The sequence below is a fragment of the Phenylobacterium sp. genome, from assembly GCF_036821595.1.
Classification (GTDB): Bacteria; Pseudomonadota; Alphaproteobacteria; order Caulobacterales; family Caulobacteraceae; genus Phenylobacterium.
Genome location: NZ_DAISJG010000035.1, coordinates 14,726 through 29,738 on the forward strand (window position 1 = coordinate 14,726; position 15,013 = coordinate 29,738).

At 71.6% G+C, this 15,013-nt stretch carries 13 protein-coding genes; 3 read left to right on the forward strand and 10 right to left on the reverse strand.

Going from position 1 to position 15,013, the window contains the following annotated elements; translation table 11 throughout:
* Positions 1-6: 6 nt before the first annotated feature.
* Positions 7-1,590, forward strand: a complete 1,584-nt coding sequence (der, locus tag V7Z97_RS14285; RefSeq protein ID WP_334164104.1) for a ribosome biogenesis GTPase Der — start codon at positions 7-9, stop codon at positions 1,588-1,590.
* On the opposite strand, the gene V7Z97_RS14290 is transcribed toward der, so the two are convergent.
* Genes V7Z97_RS14290 through radA form a run of 5 tightly spaced genes read right to left on the reverse strand, consistent with a single transcriptional unit; the run spans position 1,538 to position 6,776 of the window.
* Positions 1,538-2,299, reverse strand: coding sequence for an SDR family NAD(P)-dependent oxidoreductase (locus tag V7Z97_RS14290; RefSeq protein ID WP_334164105.1), 762 nt, complete (start codon positions 2,297-2,299; stop codon positions 1,538-1,540). The two genes, der and V7Z97_RS14290, sit on opposite strands and share 53 nt — an antisense overlap.
* An 11-nt stretch (positions 2,300-2,310) precedes the next feature.
* On the reverse strand, positions 2,311-3,309 hold the full coding sequence (locus V7Z97_RS14295; protein WP_334164106.1) for a bile acid:sodium symporter family protein: 999 nt from the start codon (positions 3,307-3,309) through the stop codon (positions 2,311-2,313).
* The gene (gene purF / locus V7Z97_RS14300) at positions 3,306-4,796 is read right to left on the reverse strand and encodes an amidophosphoribosyltransferase (protein ID WP_334164107.1); all 1,491 of its coding nucleotides are present in this window, start codon (positions 4,794-4,796) and stop codon (positions 3,306-3,308) included. Before purF ends, V7Z97_RS14295 begins: the two co-directional genes overlap by 4 nt.
* Complete coding sequence (locus V7Z97_RS14305) at positions 4,793-5,401, reverse strand: CvpA family protein (protein ID WP_334164108.1); 609 nt, start codon at positions 5,399-5,401, stop codon at positions 4,793-4,795. The genes purF and V7Z97_RS14305 overlap by 4 nt, the downstream gene beginning before the upstream one ends.
* 4 nt (positions 5,402-5,405) lie before the next feature.
* On the reverse strand, positions 5,406-6,776 hold the full coding sequence (gene radA, locus V7Z97_RS14310; protein WP_334164109.1) for a DNA repair protein RadA: 1,371 nt from the start codon (positions 6,774-6,776) through the stop codon (positions 5,406-5,408).
* A gap of 132 nt (positions 6,777-6,908) precedes the next feature.
* Between radA and V7Z97_RS14315 the strand changes: the two genes are divergently transcribed.
* Positions 6,909-7,532: a Yip1 family protein gene (locus V7Z97_RS14315; protein WP_334164110.1), complete on the forward strand. Its 624-nt coding sequence runs from the start codon at positions 6,909-6,911 to the stop codon at positions 7,530-7,532.
* Here the strand turns inward: V7Z97_RS14315 and alr are convergent.
* The 5 genes from alr to V7Z97_RS14340 form a co-directional block, all read right to left on the reverse strand.
* On the reverse strand, positions 7,529-8,623 hold the full coding sequence (alr, locus tag V7Z97_RS14320) for an alanine racemase (RefSeq protein WP_334164111.1): 1,095 nt from the start codon (positions 8,621-8,623) through the stop codon (positions 7,529-7,531). The genes V7Z97_RS14315 and alr overlap by 4 nt on opposite strands.
* Positions 8,624-8,629: 6 nt before the next feature.
* Positions 8,630-10,126: a replicative DNA helicase gene (locus tag V7Z97_RS14325; RefSeq protein WP_334164112.1), complete on the reverse strand. Its 1,497-nt coding sequence runs from the start codon at positions 10,124-10,126 to the stop codon at positions 8,630-8,632.
* Between the two features lie 92 nt (positions 10,127-10,218).
* Positions 10,219-10,605, reverse strand: a complete 387-nt coding sequence (locus V7Z97_RS14330; RefSeq protein WP_334164113.1) for a GFA family protein — start codon at positions 10,603-10,605, stop codon at positions 10,219-10,221.
* Positions 10,606-10,671: 66 nt separating this feature from the next.
* Complete coding sequence (locus V7Z97_RS14335; protein ID WP_334164114.1) at positions 10,672-13,131, reverse strand: TonB-dependent receptor plug domain-containing protein; 2,460 nt, start codon at positions 13,129-13,131, stop codon at positions 10,672-10,674.
* Positions 13,132-13,277: 146 nt separating this feature from the next.
* Complete coding sequence (locus tag V7Z97_RS14340; protein WP_334164115.1) at positions 13,278-13,586, reverse strand: hypothetical protein; 309 nt, start codon at positions 13,584-13,586, stop codon at positions 13,278-13,280.
* A 253-nt stretch (positions 13,587-13,839) separates the two neighbouring features.
* Here V7Z97_RS14340 and hemA point away from each other — a divergent pair.
* Positions 13,840-15,013, forward strand: a 1,174-nt coding sequence (hemA, locus tag V7Z97_RS14345) for a 5-aminolevulinate synthase (protein WP_334164116.1), incomplete at its 3' end; no start/stop codon positions are given.

Here is a 15,013-nt window from a genome sequence, read left to right on the forward strand (position 1 = left end):
GACGCCATGGCGCTGAAACTCGCGATCGTCGGGCGTCCCAACGTCGGCAAGTCCACCCTGTTCAACCGGCTGGCGGGCAAGAAGCTCGCCATCGTCGACGACCGGCCGGGCGTGACCCGCGACCGCCGCTTCGCCATGGGCCGGCTGGGCGACATCGACCTGGAGCTGATCGACACCGCCGGCTTCGAGGACGTCTCCGACGAGAGCCTCGAATCGCGCATGCGCCAGCAGACCCTGCGGGCGATCGAGGAGGCGGACGTCTCCCTCTTCGTGGTCGACTCCCGCGAGGGCGTGACCCCGCTCGACGAGGTGTTCGGCGAGATCCTGCGCCGGCACGACAAGCCGGTGATCCTGGCCGCCAACAAGGCCGAGGGCCGGCAGGGCGACCAGGGCATCCTGGAGGCCTTCGGCCTGGGCCTCGGCGAGCCGATCCCGATCTCCGCCGAGCATGGCGAGGGGATGGCCGACCTCTACGCCGCCATCGCCGCGGTCGCGTCCGACGAGGACGAGGCGGCCGAGGACGAGGGCGACAAGCCGATCCGCATCGCCATTGTGGGCCGTCCGAACGCCGGCAAGTCGACCCTGGTCAACAAGCTGATCGGCGAGGACCGCCTGCTCACCGGCCCCGAGGCCGGCATCACCCGCGACGCCATTCCCGTGGACTGGGACTGGGACGGCCGCGCCGTCCGCCTCGTCGACACCGCCGGCCTGCGCCGCAAGGCCAAGGTCCAGGAGAAGCTCGAGAAGCTCTCCACCCAGGACACCATCCGCGCCATCACCTTCGCCGAGGTGGTGATCCTGGTGATGGACGCGACCCATCCGTTCGAGATCCAGGACCTGCAGATCGCCGACCTCGTGGAGCGCGAGGGCCGGGCGCTGGTCTTCGTGCTGGCCAAGTGGGACCTCGTCGAGGACCCGCAGGCGACGCTCGCCGAGATCATCGACGAGGCCCAGCGCCAGCTGCCGCAGGTCAAGGGCGCGCCCATCGTCGCCCTCTCCGCCGAGACCGGCCGCGGCCTCGACCGGCTGATGCCGGCGGTGTTCAAGACCCACGCCGACTGGTCCACCAAGGTGAAGACCCGCGACCTGAACGACTGGCTGCAGATGGCCATGCAGCGCCATCCGCCGCCCTCCGTGGGCGGTCGGCGGATCAAGCCGAAGTACATGGCCCAGACCAAGGCCCGGCCGCCGACCTTCGTGCTGTTCTCCAGCCGCGCCGACCAGCTGCCGGAGAGCTACCGCCGCTACCTGATCAATTCGCTGCGCGAGAGCTTCGACCTGCCGGGCGTGCCGCTGCGGGTCAGCATCCGCTCCAACAAGAACCCCTACGCCGAGGGCGAGGAGAAGAGCGGCGCCGCGCCCCAGCGTCGCGAGCCCGGGGCCAGCAAGGGCCTCGCCGCCAAGACCCGCAGCGCGGCCGCCGCCAAGGCCAAGGCCGGGGCGGTGGCGGCGGGCGGCAAGCCCAAGTCCGCCGGGAAGCCGAAGCCCAAGGCGGGCAGCCCGCGGGGCCGGACCCAGAAGCTCGCCCGGCCGGGGGTCAAGCCGAAGCGGGCGTCCCGGCCGTCTTCCACGCGTCGAACGCCACGGTGACGTGCGGCAGGCCGAGGTCGGCCTGCGCCAGCTCCAGGATCAGCGGCCCGATCTCCGACGGGTCGGGCAGGGTCTCGCGGTCCTCGCCCGGCATGGCCTCCGCCCGCATCCGCGTGCGCATCGGGCCGGGGTTCAGCAGCACGGCGCGGATGCTGGTCTTCTCCAGTTCGTCGGCCCAGGTGCGCACCAGGTTCTCCATCGCCGCCTTGCTGGCGCCGTAGGGACCCCAGAAGGCCGCCGGATGCGCCGCCTTGCCGCTGGTCAGGAAGATGGCGCGGGCCTGCGGCGCGGCGCGCAGCAGGGGCTCGGTCGTGCGGATCAGCCGCCAGGTCCCGGTCAGGTTCACCGCCATCACCCGGTCCCAGTGCTTGGGCTCGATGTGGGCCACGGGCGTGATGGGGCCGAGCACGCCGGCCGCGTGCACCAGGATGTCCAGCCGGCCGTAGCGCTGGTGCAGGGCGTAGCCGAGCTGGTCCAGCGCGTCCCCGTCGCCGATGTCCAGGGGCACGAGGGTCGCGGACTTGCCGGTGGCGGCCCGGATCTCGTCGTCGAGATCCTCGAGCCCGCCGGCGTTCAGCGCCACGGCCACGACGTGCGCCCCGGCCTTGGCGAGCGCGACCGCGGCGGCGCGGCCGATCCCGCGGCTGGCGCCGGTCACCAGCGCGATCCTGTCGGCGAGGAGAAGCTGTTCGGAGGTCGGTTCGGACATGGGGCCGCTCTCTAGCCGGACTCCGCGCCCAAGTCGCGTGCGGCGTAGCGCTGGGCGATCACCGCGCAGGCCATCAGCTGGATCTGGTGGAACAGCATCAGCGGCAGGATGGCCACCCCGGCCGTGGCCGCCGGGAACAGCAGCCCGGCCATTGGCGCGCCGCTCGCCAGGCTCTTCTTGGAGCCGCAGAAGACGATGGCGATCTCGTCCTCGCGGGAGAAGCGCAGCGCCCGCGCCGCCCCCCAGGTCGCCCCCAGCACGATGGCCAGCAGGATTGCGCAGAGGACCGTCAGCCGCACCAGGTCCAGCGCCCCGATCCGGCTCCAGACGCCCTCGACCACCGCCCCCGAGAAGGCGGTGTAGACCACCAGCAGGATCGCGCCCCGGTCGACCAGCGACAGCAGCTTGGCCTGCTTCGTCACCCAGCCGCCGATCCACCGCCGGAGCGCCTGGCCGGCCACGAAGGGCGCGAGGAGTTGCAGCACGATCGCCTGGATGGCGTCCGGCGAGGCCGCGCCCTGGGCGTGCAGGGTCAGGCCGACCAGCAGGGGCGTCAGCGCCACGCCCAGGAGGTTCGACGCGGAGGCCGCGGCCACGGCGGCGGCGACATTGCCCCGGGCGATGGCGGTGAAGCCGATCGAGCTCTGGATCGTGGACGGCAGGCAGCCCAGGAAGACGATCCCGCCGGCCAGCGCCGGCGGCGTGATCCAGGCGGGCAGGGCTGCCAATCCCAGGCAGGCGAGCGGGAACAGCAGGTAGGTGGTCGACAGCACCACCAGGTGCAGCCGCCAGTGCACCAGGCCGCCGATCACCGCCTGCCGCGACAGCCGCGCGCCGTGCAGGAAGAAGACGAAGCCGATGGCGATCCGGGTCGTCCACTCGAACGCCGGAGCGGCCGCGCCGCGCGCCGGGACGAGCGTCGCCACGAGCATCATCCCGAAGATCAGGACGACGTACCAGTCGGGGCGGAGCCGGCCCAGCCAGCTCGCCCGCGCGGGCGCTTGGCTCACGCGTCGACCAGGAAGGAGAGCTGGCGCTCCACCGCCTCGTTGCGCCCCTCGGCGATCTCGCGGTCGAGCAGGCGGGTGGGATAGTCGCCGGTGAAATAGTGGTCTGTGAACTGCGGCTGCTCGGCGTTGCGCGAGCCCGCCTCCATCGCCCAGTAGAGGCCGTCGACCGACAGGTAGCCCATGGAATCGACGTTCAGGATCTTGGCGATCTCCTCCACCGAATGGTTGGCGGCGAGCAGCTTCTCCCGGTCCGGCATGTCGATGCCGTAGTAGTCGGGCCACTGGATCGGCGGCGAGGCGGAGCGCAGGTGCACCTCCGCGGCCCCGGCCTCGCGGACCATCCGCACCACGCGCACCGAATTGGTGCCGCGCACGATGGAGTCGTCGATCAGCATCACCCGCTTGCCGGCCAGCACGGCGCGGTTGGGCGAAAGCTTCATGCGCACGCCCATCTCCCGCTGGCCCTGGGTCGGCTGGATGAAGGTGCGGCCCACATAGTGGTTGCGGATGATGCCCATCTCGAAGGGCACGCCGGCTTCCTGGGCGAAGCCGAGGGCCGCGGGCACGCCGGAGTCCGGCACCGGCACCACCACGTCGATGTCGGCGGGGCTTTCCTGGGCCAGCCGGCGGCCCATCCGCTTGCGGACCTCGTAGACGGACTTGCCGTTCACCACCGAGTCCGGGCGGGCGAAGTAGACGTATTCGAAGATGCAGGGCCGCGCCTGGCGGGCTGGGAAGGGCCTGACGCTCTGCACGCCGTCTTGGTCGATGATCACCATCTCGCCGTGCTCGATGTCGCGCACGAACCGCGCGCCGACCATGTCGAGGGCGCAGGTCTCGGACGCCAGCACCGCCTTGCCCTCGAGGTCGCCCAGCACCAGCGGACGGATGCCCAGCGGGTCGCGGACCCCGATCATCTTCTTGTTGGTCAGGGCGACGAGGGCGTAGCCGCCCTCGATCTGGGTCAGGGCGTCGATGAACCGGTCGACGAGCCGAACCTTCCGGGACCGCGCGATCAGGTGGAGGATCACCTCGGAGTCCGAGGTGGACTGGAAGATCGCGCCCTCGGCGACGAGCTGTTCGCGGAGCGTCAGGAAGTTGGTCAGGTTGCCGTTGTGGGCCAGCGCCACGCCGCCGGCCTCCAGGTCGGCGAACATCGGCTGGACGTTGCGGATGAAGGAGCCGCCGGCCGTGGAGTATCGGGTGTGTCCGATCGCCGAGTGGCCGGGCAGCCGCTGGTCGAGGCCGCCGCCGCCGAAGGCGTCGCCCACATGGCCCATGTGGCGTTCGGTGTGGAAGCGCTGGCCGTCGAAGGCGGCGATGCCGCAGGCTTCCTGGCCACGATGCTGCAGGGCGTGGAGGCCGAGCGCCGTCAGGGCCGCAGCCTCCGGCACATCGTAGACGCCGAACACCCCGCACTCCAGGCGCGGGCTGTCGTCGTCGGGGTCACGAACCGGGGGCGACCATCGGTCGTGGGCCTCAGTCATCGGGATTTCTCCACCAGATCCTCGGGTTCGCTGCGTTGCGGCGCCTCGTAGCCGTCCGTCACCGTTCTGTCACCCGTCCCGTGGCGGATCGCCCGGTCGAAGGCGGGGCGGAGCCGGCCGGCGATGTCGAGCCCCTGGGGCGCGAGCGCGGTCAGGAAGTTGCCCATGTTCCGGGCCAGCGGCCAGGTCGTGGCGCCGGTGATCCAGCGGGGCTGCAGGTCCTTGGGCGTGGCGGCGTTGAACATCAGGTAGAGCGCTCCCAGCACCAGCAGCCCCCGGCCCAGGCCGATCAGCAGGCCCACGCTGCGGTCGAGCGCGCCCAGCAGATCGGTCTGCTGGATGCGCCGCGCCACCATCGCGCCGATCAGCCGCAGGGTCGCGTAGGCGACCACGAACACCAGGATCAGGGCCGCCGCCGTCCCCAGCCAGCCGGGCTTGACCACCTCGCGCAGGATCGGCGCGGCCACCGGCAGGCCGAAGATCGCCAGCAGGGACGCGGCCACCAGGGCGAACAGGGCCGCGACCTCCCGCGCCGCGCCGCGGGCGAAGCCGACGGCGGCGGAAATGGCCAGGAGGCCGAGGACGATGAAATCGAGCTGCGTCACTACCCTAGTTCCAGTCCCCGTCGCCGATGCGACGGATGGCGTCGGCCAGGCGGCCGACCCCGGTCACGGTCATCGGCGGCGCGGCGTCCGCGTCCCCGGGCGCCAGGGCCCGGCGGAAGCCGAGCTTGGCCGCCTCCTTCAGGCGGGCGTCCATGCGGCTGACCGGCCGGACCTCGCCCGAAAGGCTGATCTCGCCGAACACCACGCAATCCTGCGGCAGGGCCTGGTCGAGCGCCGACGACGCCAGCGCCGCCGCCGCCGCGAGGTCGGCGGCCGGCTCGCTGATGCGCAGCCCCCCGGCGACGTTCAGATAGACATCGCGGTCCCCGAAACCAAGGCCGCAGCGGGCTTCCAGGACGGCCAGCACCATGGCCAGGCGCCCCGAGTCCCAGCCGACGACGGCGCGCCGGGGCGTTCCGTAGGCGGAGGGCGCCACCAGCGCCTGGAACTCGACCAGCACCGGCCGCGAGCCCTCGATGCCGGCGAATACCGCCGCGCCCGCGGCGCGCTCGCCGGAGGTGTTGAGGAACAGGGCCGAAGGGTTGCGGACCTCCGACAGGCCCGCATCGCCCATTTCGAAGACCCCGATCTCGTCGGTGGCCCCGAACCGGTTCTTCGCCCCGCGCAGGATCCGGAACGGGTAGCCGCGCTCCCCTTCGAAGGCGAGGACGGCGTCCACCATGTGCTCGATCACCCGCGGGCCGGCGATCGTGCCCTCCTTGGTGACGTGGCCGACCAGGATGATGGCCACGCCCTGCTTCTTGGCGAGCCGCACCAGCTCGCCGGCCGCGGCCCGCACCTGGGTCACCGAGCCCGGCCCCGCCTCGTGCGCGTCGCTCCACATCGTCTGGATGGAATCGATCACCACCAGGTCGAACCGTTCGCGCTTCAGCCCGTCGAGGATGGTGCGCAGCGAGGTCTCGGCGGCCAGCTTCACCGGCGCGTCGGCCAGCCCCATGCGCTGGGCCCGGCCGCGGACCTGCTCCACGGCCTCCTCGCCGGAGATGTAGGCGCAGGCCGCGCCCTTGCGCGCCGCATGCGCGGCCACCTGCATCAGCAGGGTGGACTTGCCGACCCCGGGATCGCCGCCCAGCAGGATCGCCGAGCCGGGCACCACGCCGCCGCCGCAGACCCGGTCGAACTCGTCCACGCCGGTGGAGATGCGGGGCGGGGCAGGGGTCTCGTCCTCCAGCCCCTCGAAGTTCAGCCCCCGGCCCTTGGCGGCGCCGCGCGCGGGCGCCAGCGCGCCGGGCGGGCGGGCCTGCGCCTCCTCCACCAGGGTGTTCCAGGCGCCGCAGCCGGAACACTGGCCGGACCACTTGGTCTGGACCGCCCCGCAGGACTGGCAGGCATAGACGGCGCCGTCGCGGGCCAAGGGTACGCTCCTGATTCGGCAGGGGCCCAGTCTAGCCGACCCGGACGGCAGGCGTCTGTGCGGCGGCTTGCCGTGCCCCGTCCTTGCTCTAGGCTCCGGGCCGGGCGGTTCTGGATCGGCTTGGAGGCTGGGGTGAGCGGGGTGGAGCCGGGGTCGGCGGGCGAGAGCCTGTTCGCGCGCGTCAGAGCCATGCTGCTGCGGCCGTCCCGCGCCTGGGCGGCCGTCGAGACCGAGACCGTTTCCATCCGGGAGCTCTACCGGGGCTATGTGGCGCCCCTGGCCGCCATCCCCGCCGTCTGCGGCCTCGTGGGGATGCTGCTGTTCGGCTACTCCATCGCCGGCATCGGCTTCCAGGCGAACCTCGCCACCGCCCTGATCGAGGCGGTCGCCGACTACCTCATGACGCTGCTGGCGGTGTTCCTGACCGCGCTGGCCGTCTCCGCGCTCGCGCCCAGCTTCGGCGGGGTCGGCGACCGCGGCCAGGCGCTGAAGCTCGCCGCCTACTCGGGCACGGCCCTGTGGGTCGCCGGCGTCTTCGCCCTCTATCCCAGCCTCGGGCTGCTCGTGGCGCTCCTGGCGGGGCTCTACAGCCTCTACACCCTCTTCCTGGGCCTGCCGCGGCTGATGCGGGTCCCGCCGGAGAACGCGCTCACCTGCTTCGCGGCCGTGCTCGGCGCGATCCTGGTGATCCTGGTGCTGAAGAGCGTGGTGGTCGCCCGCGCCGCCGAGCTCGGCGGACCGCTGCGCACCGGCTAGGCTCCGCCCAGATAGACCCGTTCGGCGCGCCGGCTGAGGCGGACCAGGACCTCGTGCGCCACGGTCCCGGCGGCTGCGGCCTGGTCGTCCAGCAGGGCGTTCGGGCCCAGCAGCTCCACGGCCTCGCCGACCTGGGCCGGGGCGTCGCCGAGCTCGATCGCCAGCAGGTCCATGGTGACGATCAGCAGCGGGCGCCGCTCCCCCGCGAACCAGGCGTAGCCGTTCCTTCGGGCCGCGCGGATCACCCCGTCGGCGTAGCCCGCGCCGACCACGCCGATGCGGGTCGGCCGGTCCACCGTCACGCCTGAGCCGTAGCCCAGCCGGTCGCCCGGCCGCAGGTTGCGGATGTCGAGGATCGGGGCGGTCAGCGTGGCCACCGCCTGCAGCCGCTCGTCCGGCCGCTCCAGTGGGCCGCCGCCGTAGAGGCTCACGCCCGGCCGCACCATGTCGAAGCGGTAGGGCTCCCCCAGGAACACGCCCGCAGAGGCCGCCAGGCTCGCCCGGCTGTCCGGGAACAGCGGCAGGATCTGGCGGAAGCGCTCGAGCTGCTCGGCGCTCCGCACGTCGGTGGGCTCGCTGGCCGAGCCCAAGTGGCTCATCACCAGGGCGACCTCCAGGCCCCGAAGGCCGTCCGGGGCCTGGGCCAGCGCGCGGGTCTCCTCGGCCGACAGGCCCTGCCGGTTCATGCCGGTGTCCACGTGCAGGGCGACCGGCCAGCGGCGGCCGGACTGCCGGGCCCAGACGCTGGCGGCGGCGGCCTGCGGCAGGCTGCAGATCACCGGGGTCAGTCCGGCGGCGTCGAAGCGCGGCGCGGCGCCCGTGGTCAGGCCGTCCAGCACATGGATGGTCGCCGGCCGGTCCGGGCCGAGCTCGGCCCGCAGCGCCTCGCCCTCGCCGAGCCGGGCCACGAAAAAGCTCCGCGCGCCCTCCGCCCACAGCCGACGGGCGAGGGGACCCGCGCCCAGGCCGTAGCCGTCGGACTTCACCACCGGGGCGACCTCGGCCCCGGCGGCCTCGCGCTTCAGGACGGCGTGGTTGTGGGCGAGCGCGTCCAGATCGATCGTCAGGCGCGCCTGGGCGGGCTCAGGCATCCGGCCCTAATGCGGGTCGTAGCGGCTGGCGTCACGCGCCAGGTTGCCGAACTTGGTGATGTCCTCGTTGAACGACAGGCGCACCGTGCCGATCGGACCGTGACGCTGCTTGCCGATGATGATGTCGGCGAGGCCGCGCACCTGGTCCATCTGCTCCTGCCACTTGAAGTGCTCTTCGGTGCCTTCGCGCGGCTCGGCGCGGGAGAGGTAGTAGCTCTCCCGGTACACGAACATCACCATGTCGGCGTCCTGCTCGATCGAGCCGGATTCCCGCAGGTCGGAGAGCTGCGGCCGCTTGTCCTCGCGGTTCTCCACCTGGCGGGAGAGCTGGGACAGCGCGATGACCGGCACGGACAGCTCCTTGGCCAGGGCCTTGAGGCCCTGGGTGATCATCGAGACCTCCTGCACCCGGTTGTCCGGGCCGCCGGTCCCGCCGGTGACGAGCTGCAGGTAGTCGACGATGATCAGGTCCAGGCCGACCATCCGCTTCAGCCGGCGCGCGCGGGCGGCCAGCTTGGCGATGGTGATGCCGCCGGTGGCGTCGATGTAGAGCGGCGCTTCCTGGATCTCGAGGGCGGCGTCGCGGACCCGGCCGAACTCCATGGCGTCGATCTCGCCCTTCCGCAGCCGGTCGCCCGACACCCCGGAGACCTCGGCCAGCAGGCGCATGGCGAGCTGCTCGGCGCTCATTTCCAGCGAGAAGAAGGCTACCACCCCCCCCGCAACGGTCTTCTTCGAGCCGTCCGGCTGCGGTTCCCAGGCGTAGTGGCGGGCCACGTCGAAGGCGATGTTACAGGCCAGCGACGTCTTCCCCATCGAGGGGCGCGCCGCCAGGATCACCAGGTCGGAGGGGTGCAGGCCGCCGATCTTCTGGTCGAGGTCGATCAGGCCGGTGGAGATGCCGGCCAGGCCGCCGTCGCGGCTGTGCGCCTCGGCGGCCATGGTGACGGCGCCGTGCAGGGCGTCGGCGAAGGTCACGAATCCCTGGGAGACGCCGCCGGTCTCGGCCAGCTGGAAGAGCTGCTGCTCGGCCTTCTCGATCTGGTCGCGGGCCGACAGCTCCTCGTCGCCCTGGGCCGCCACCGCGGCGATGTCCCCGCCGATGCGGATCAGGTCGCGGCGCAGGGCCAGGTCATAGACCGCGCGGGCGTAGTCCGGCGCATTCGCCGCCGGCGGGGCGCGGTCGACCAGGTCGGCCAGGTAGCGGACTCCGCCCAGTTCCTCGAACGCCGGGTCGCGGTTGAACTGCTCGGCCAGCAGGATCGGCTCCGCCAGCTGGCCCTTGCGGATGTGGGTCTCGATCGCCTGGAACAGGCGCTGGTGGAACGGCTCGAAGAAGTGCCGCGCCTGCAGGTAGTCGCCGATCCGCTCGAAGGCGGCGTTGTCGTAGAGCAGCGCGCCGAGCAGCGCCTGCTCGGCCTCGACATTGGCGGGGACGTGGGGGATCGCCACGTCGTTGGAAACGGGGCGGAGGTCGAGCGCCGGGACTAGGGACATGGACAACCGTTAGCCCATCGGGGCGGAAACTAGGACTGCGACAACGGGCCGTGCGGCCGTCTGTCCACACACAATTGGTCGATTGTGGACAAGCTCGGCTATGGCGGCGCGGGATCCGTAAGGTGGAGCCAGGACACCCGCTCCTCGGGGAAGCCGTGGCCCGTCGGGGCGAACGGCTCAGGGTCATCGAAGGCTCCCACGTGGATGTGGAATTCGTCCGGCCAGCGCTCGCCCTCGTAGCTCAGGGTCGATCCGCAGGCGGCGCAGAAACCCCGCCGCGCGCCGGGGGAGGAGGCGAACACCGCGAGCTCGCCCGCCGTGACCGTGACTTGGCTCCGCGCGAAGCCGGCGAAGGCCGAGACGGGCGCGCCGGTGTGCCGGCGGCAGCTGTGGCAGTGGCAGTAGCCGGTCCACTTGGCCGGCCCCGTCGCCTCGAAGCGGACGGCGCCGCAGAGGCAGCCGCCGGGATGCAGCCGGGTGTCCATCCGCCCAGCCTACAGCAAAACGGCGCGGGACCGAGGCCCCGCGCCGCCCTGAGGTGGGGCCGTCGCCTACCAGGTCACCGCCAGGCGTCCGTAGACGTAGCGGCCCGAGCGGCCGAACGGCGAGTAGTTGGAGAACGGCGTGTTGGACGTGCTGTTCAGGTTCGGCGGCGAGCGCGTCGGATATTCGTCGAACAGGTTGTCCGCGCCCACCGACAGGCGGACCTGGTCGGTGATGTTCCAGCGGCCCTCGACGTCCACCAGCACGGCGGCGTCGAGCTCCAGGTCCAGCGCCGCGGTGGTGCCCGGGCTCAGCACCTCGCCGTAGCGGGTCGCCCGCACCGTCGCGCCGAACCGGTCGTAGGTCCAGTCGACGGAGCCGGTGAACTTGGAGTCCGGCGTGCCCTTCTCGAAGGTCAGCACGTTCACCCGGTCGAACAGCACGGGCGCGGGGTTCAGCGCCGCCAGCTGGGCGGTCACCGGCACCTTGGTCACGTCCGTGGAGTTGAAGTTCGCCGCCGCGGTGAAGCTGAACCGGCCCATGGCGTCGGTGTCGGTGGCGAAGTTGGCGATGATGTCGACGCCGGTGGTCTCGGTGTCCACGCCGTTGATGAAGAACCGGCCGCCGCCGATGCCCACGAAGCCCTGCGCCTGCAGATAGGCCCGGACGTTCGCCTGGGTCAGGTTCTCGGACAGCACGATGCGGTCCTCGACCTCGATCCGGTAGGCGTCCACCGTCAGGTTCACCCGGCCCATCCGGAAGACGGCGCCGACCGCATAGTTGGTCGACTTCTCGGCGTCGAGCGGCTGGGCGCCCAGGGCCGCGGCGACCGGGTCGGTGGCCGGGAAGGTGGTGATGTCGAAGGGCACCCCGTTGATGAAGTTGGTCGAGGTGGCGGTGAAGTACTGCTGCTGCAGGGACGGCGCGCGGAAGCCGTTCTGGATCGAGGCCCGCAAGGCGAAGCTCTCGTTCACCTCGTAGCGCGCCGCCAGCTTGCCGGTGACCGTCTCGCCGAAGTCGGAGTAGTGCTCGGCGCGCACCGCCGCCGAGGCGGTCAGCTGCTCGGTCAGGTTGGCTTCCAGGTCCAGATAGACGCCGACCGAGGAGCGGTCCTCGTCCACCTCGTTCTCCGGCCGGAAGCCCGGGAACACCTGGGCGCCGGAGGGCGTCGGCTGGCCGTTCAGCAGCACGCCGCCGTTGCGGTAGGAATCCGGCTCGCCGGCGTGGATCTGGTAGTTCTCCCGACGCACCTCGACGCCCGCGGCGACGTTCAGCGGCGAGGCAAGGCCCACCTCGTAGGTGCGCACGCCCGAGACGTTGAACACCAGCTGGTTGTACTCGAAGCCGCCGGCGTCGAAGACCAGCTTGCTGGACGGGCCGATCGACCGGTTCAGGGTGTCGCGGATGGTGAAGTCCATGGCGTTGGAGCCGTAGACCAGGGAGGTGTCCATCTCCCAGTCGCCCAGCGCCCACTCCACGCCGCCGGCCACCGCGAAGTCCTCCACGGTCGGCGCGATCAGCGGCAGGAAGCCGTTGGGATAGATGGAGATGATGTTGCGGTCGTCGAGCGCGCGCCGGAAGAAGCCGGCCGAGATGGCGTCGCGGTTCTGATAGCTGGCCCAGCCGTAGAGCGAGACGGTGTCGCTCACGTCGTAGCCGGCGTTGGCGAACAGGGTGTACTGCTCGACGTCGGGCTCGCCGTACCAGGCGTTGTAGCGGTCGAAGCCCGCCTCGCGCGGGTCGAAGGCGCCGTTCACCAGCGGGTATTGCTGGCGCCAGTCGGGCGCGGTGCGGATGGTCTTCTTCTGGTCGAGGTATTCCGCGGCCACCGTCAGGAAGCCCTCGGCGCCGAGCGGCAGGCCGACCCAGCCGGAGAGGTTGATGGTCTCGCCGTCGGTGCGGTCGTACTTGGCCTTGTCGGCCACCGTCCAGTTGGCGCCGGCCGGCGGGGCGGCGACGTCGGTCTTCACCGTGGTCACCCGCGAGCCATAGGTGGCGGTCACGTTGCCGCCGCTGCGGGCCTCGCGCAGGCGCAGGTTCAGCACGCCGGCGATGGCGTCGGAGCCGTACTGCGCCGAGGCGCCGTCGCGCAGCACCTCGATCGACTGCACGATGGCCGAGGGGATGGTGTTCAGGTCCACCGCCGACGAGCCGCGGCCGATCGTGCCGTTCACGTTGACCAGCGACGCTGAATGGCGCCGCTTGGAGTTCACCAGCACCAGGGTCTGGTCGGGCGCGAGGCCGCGCAGGGTGGCGGGGCGGATGGTGTCGGTGCCGTCGGCCAGGCCCGGCCGCGGGAAGTTGAAGGAGGGCAGGGCGACGGAGAGCGCCTGGTTGACCTCGGTGACGCCCACGTTGGAGAGCGACTCCTGGCTGATGACGTCCACCGGAGCCAGGGTCTCGAGTCGCGAGCGGCCTTCCGTGCGGGTGCCGGTGACCACCAGCTCCTCGACGGTCTGGGCGGCGGCCGCCCCCGCCGTCAGCGTCGCCACCGAGGCGGCGGCGAGCAGAATTGCGCGATAGTTCATTGGAAAGGGCTCCCCCCGTGCACCGCCGTGAAGACCGGCGTTACGGGGAAGCTAGGGTGCGCCGCCGCTTCCCGAAATGACATTTCTGCAACAGCGCCGCCCAATGGCGCCGCTTGGTCGGAGCCATTCGTCGCAGGCCCGGCGGGTCAGGTCCGGGCCGGCGGCGACAGCCCCTCGTGCAGCGCCCGCTCCACCGGCGTCATCCGCCTGGGCCGCACCAGCACGTGCAGGCAGGCGCCGGCGTCGAAGGCCGGGCCGGGGTCGAAGTAGCGGGCCAGCACCTCCCACACCTCCTCCGCGTCCTCCGGCGGGGCGGCCGCGGCGTGGGCGCGCGGCTTCATGATCAGGTCGCCGCGCGACGGCAGCTGGCCGCCGAAGTCGGGCAGGTTGAACTCCAGGTGCGGGCCCAGGCCCGTCTCCTCGACGGCGGGATAGACGCGGATGATGGTGGCCAAGGTCGCCTTCTCCGGATTGTCGTTGCAGCGCTCCAGGAGGGAAGCGCGCCAGACGGCCGCAGGTTCTGCGCCCTTGTTCGGAAGGCTCCGGCGCCGATATCCGCTCACGAAGAATGGCGGCCGTTGACGCAGATCAACGGGCCGCCGCGGGCCGTCGAGTAGACACATGGGGTTCCCGGTGCGAAAAGCCGGGGCGAGATTCAAGGGGACCGGACGGGCGCGAGATCGTCGGACGCCAGGCCGGGTCAGGTCTATGGATTACAGAGACGCGTTTCGCACCGCCCTGGACAAGGTCCGCGCCGAAGGCCGCTATCGGGTGTTCGCCGACCTGAAACGCCACAGGGGCGAGTTCCCGCGCGCCACCTGGACCCGCGACGACGGCAGCCAGGCCGACGTGACGGTCTGGTGCTCCAACGACTATCTCGGCCAGGGCCAGAACCCCGTCGTGCTCGACGCCATGCACCAGGCGATCGAGGAGGCCGGCGCCGGCTCCGGCGGCACCCGCAACATCTCCGGCACGACCCACTACCACGTGGAGCTGGAGCGCGAGCTCGCCGACTTGCACGGCAAGGAAAGCGCCCTGCTGTTCACCTCCGGCTACGTCTCCAACGAGGCGTCGCTGTCGACGCTCTACAAGATCCTGCCGGGCCTGATCGTCTTCTCCGACGAGCTGAACCACAACTCGATGATCTCCGGCATCCGGGCCGGCAAGCGCGAGCAGCGCCGGGTCTTCAGGCACAACGACCTGGCCCACCTCGAGGAACTGCTGGCCGAGGCCGATCCGGCCGCGCCGAAGCTGATCGCCTTCGAGAGCGTCTACTCCATGGACGGCGACATCGCCGACATCGCCGGCACCATCGCGCTCGCCCGCAAGTACGGCGCCATGACCTACATCGACGAGGTCCACGCGGTCGGCATGTACGGCCCCCGCGGCGCGGGCGTCGCCGAGCGCGACGGCCTGATGGCCGAGATCGACATCATCGAGGGCACGCTGGGCAAGGCGTTCGGCGTGATGGGCGGCTACATCGCCGCCGACGCGGTGATCGTCGATGCGATCCGCAGCTACGCCGACGGCTTCATCTTCACCACCTCCCTGCCGCCGGCGCTCGCCGCCGGGGCGGTGGCCTCGATCCGCTACCTCAAGGAGCACAACGAGGTGCGCGAGGCCCACCAGGAACGCGCCGCCACCCTGAAAGCCCGGCTCGCCAAGGCCGGCCTGCCGGTGATGCCGTCGGTCAGCCACATCGTCCCGGTGCTGGTGGGCGACCCGGTCCACTGCAAGATGATCTCGGACATCCTGCTCGAGGACTACGGAATCTACGTCCAGCCGATCAACTACCCGACCGTGCCGCGCGGCACGGAGCGCCTGCGCTTCACGCCGTCGCCGGCCCACACGGACGAGATGATGGACAAGCTCACCCAGGCGC

Excerpts from the sequence above, each read along its gene's own strand:
- V7Z97_RS14290 (WP_334164105.1), bottom strand. The coding sequence starts at position 2,299 with ATGTCCGAACCGACCTCCGAACAGCTTCTCCTCGCCGACAGGATCGCG.
- V7Z97_RS14330 (WP_334164113.1), bottom strand. The coding sequence starts at position 10,605 with ATGGACACCCGGCTGCATCCCGGCGGCTGCCTCTGCGGCGCCGTCCGC.
- purF (WP_334164107.1), bottom strand. The coding sequence starts at position 4,796 with ATGACTGAGGCCCACGACCGATGGTCGCCCCCGGTTCGTGACCCCGAC.
- alr (WP_334164111.1), bottom strand. The coding sequence starts at position 8,623 with ATGCCTGAGCCCGCCCAGGCGCGCCTGACGATCGATCTGGACGCGCTC.
- der (WP_334164104.1), top strand. The coding sequence starts at position 7 with ATGGCGCTGAAACTCGCGATCGTCGGGCGTCCCAACGTCGGCAAGTCC.
- V7Z97_RS14335 (WP_334164114.1), bottom strand. The coding sequence starts at position 13,131 with ATGAACTATCGCGCAATTCTGCTCGCCGCCGCCTCGGTGGCGACGCTG.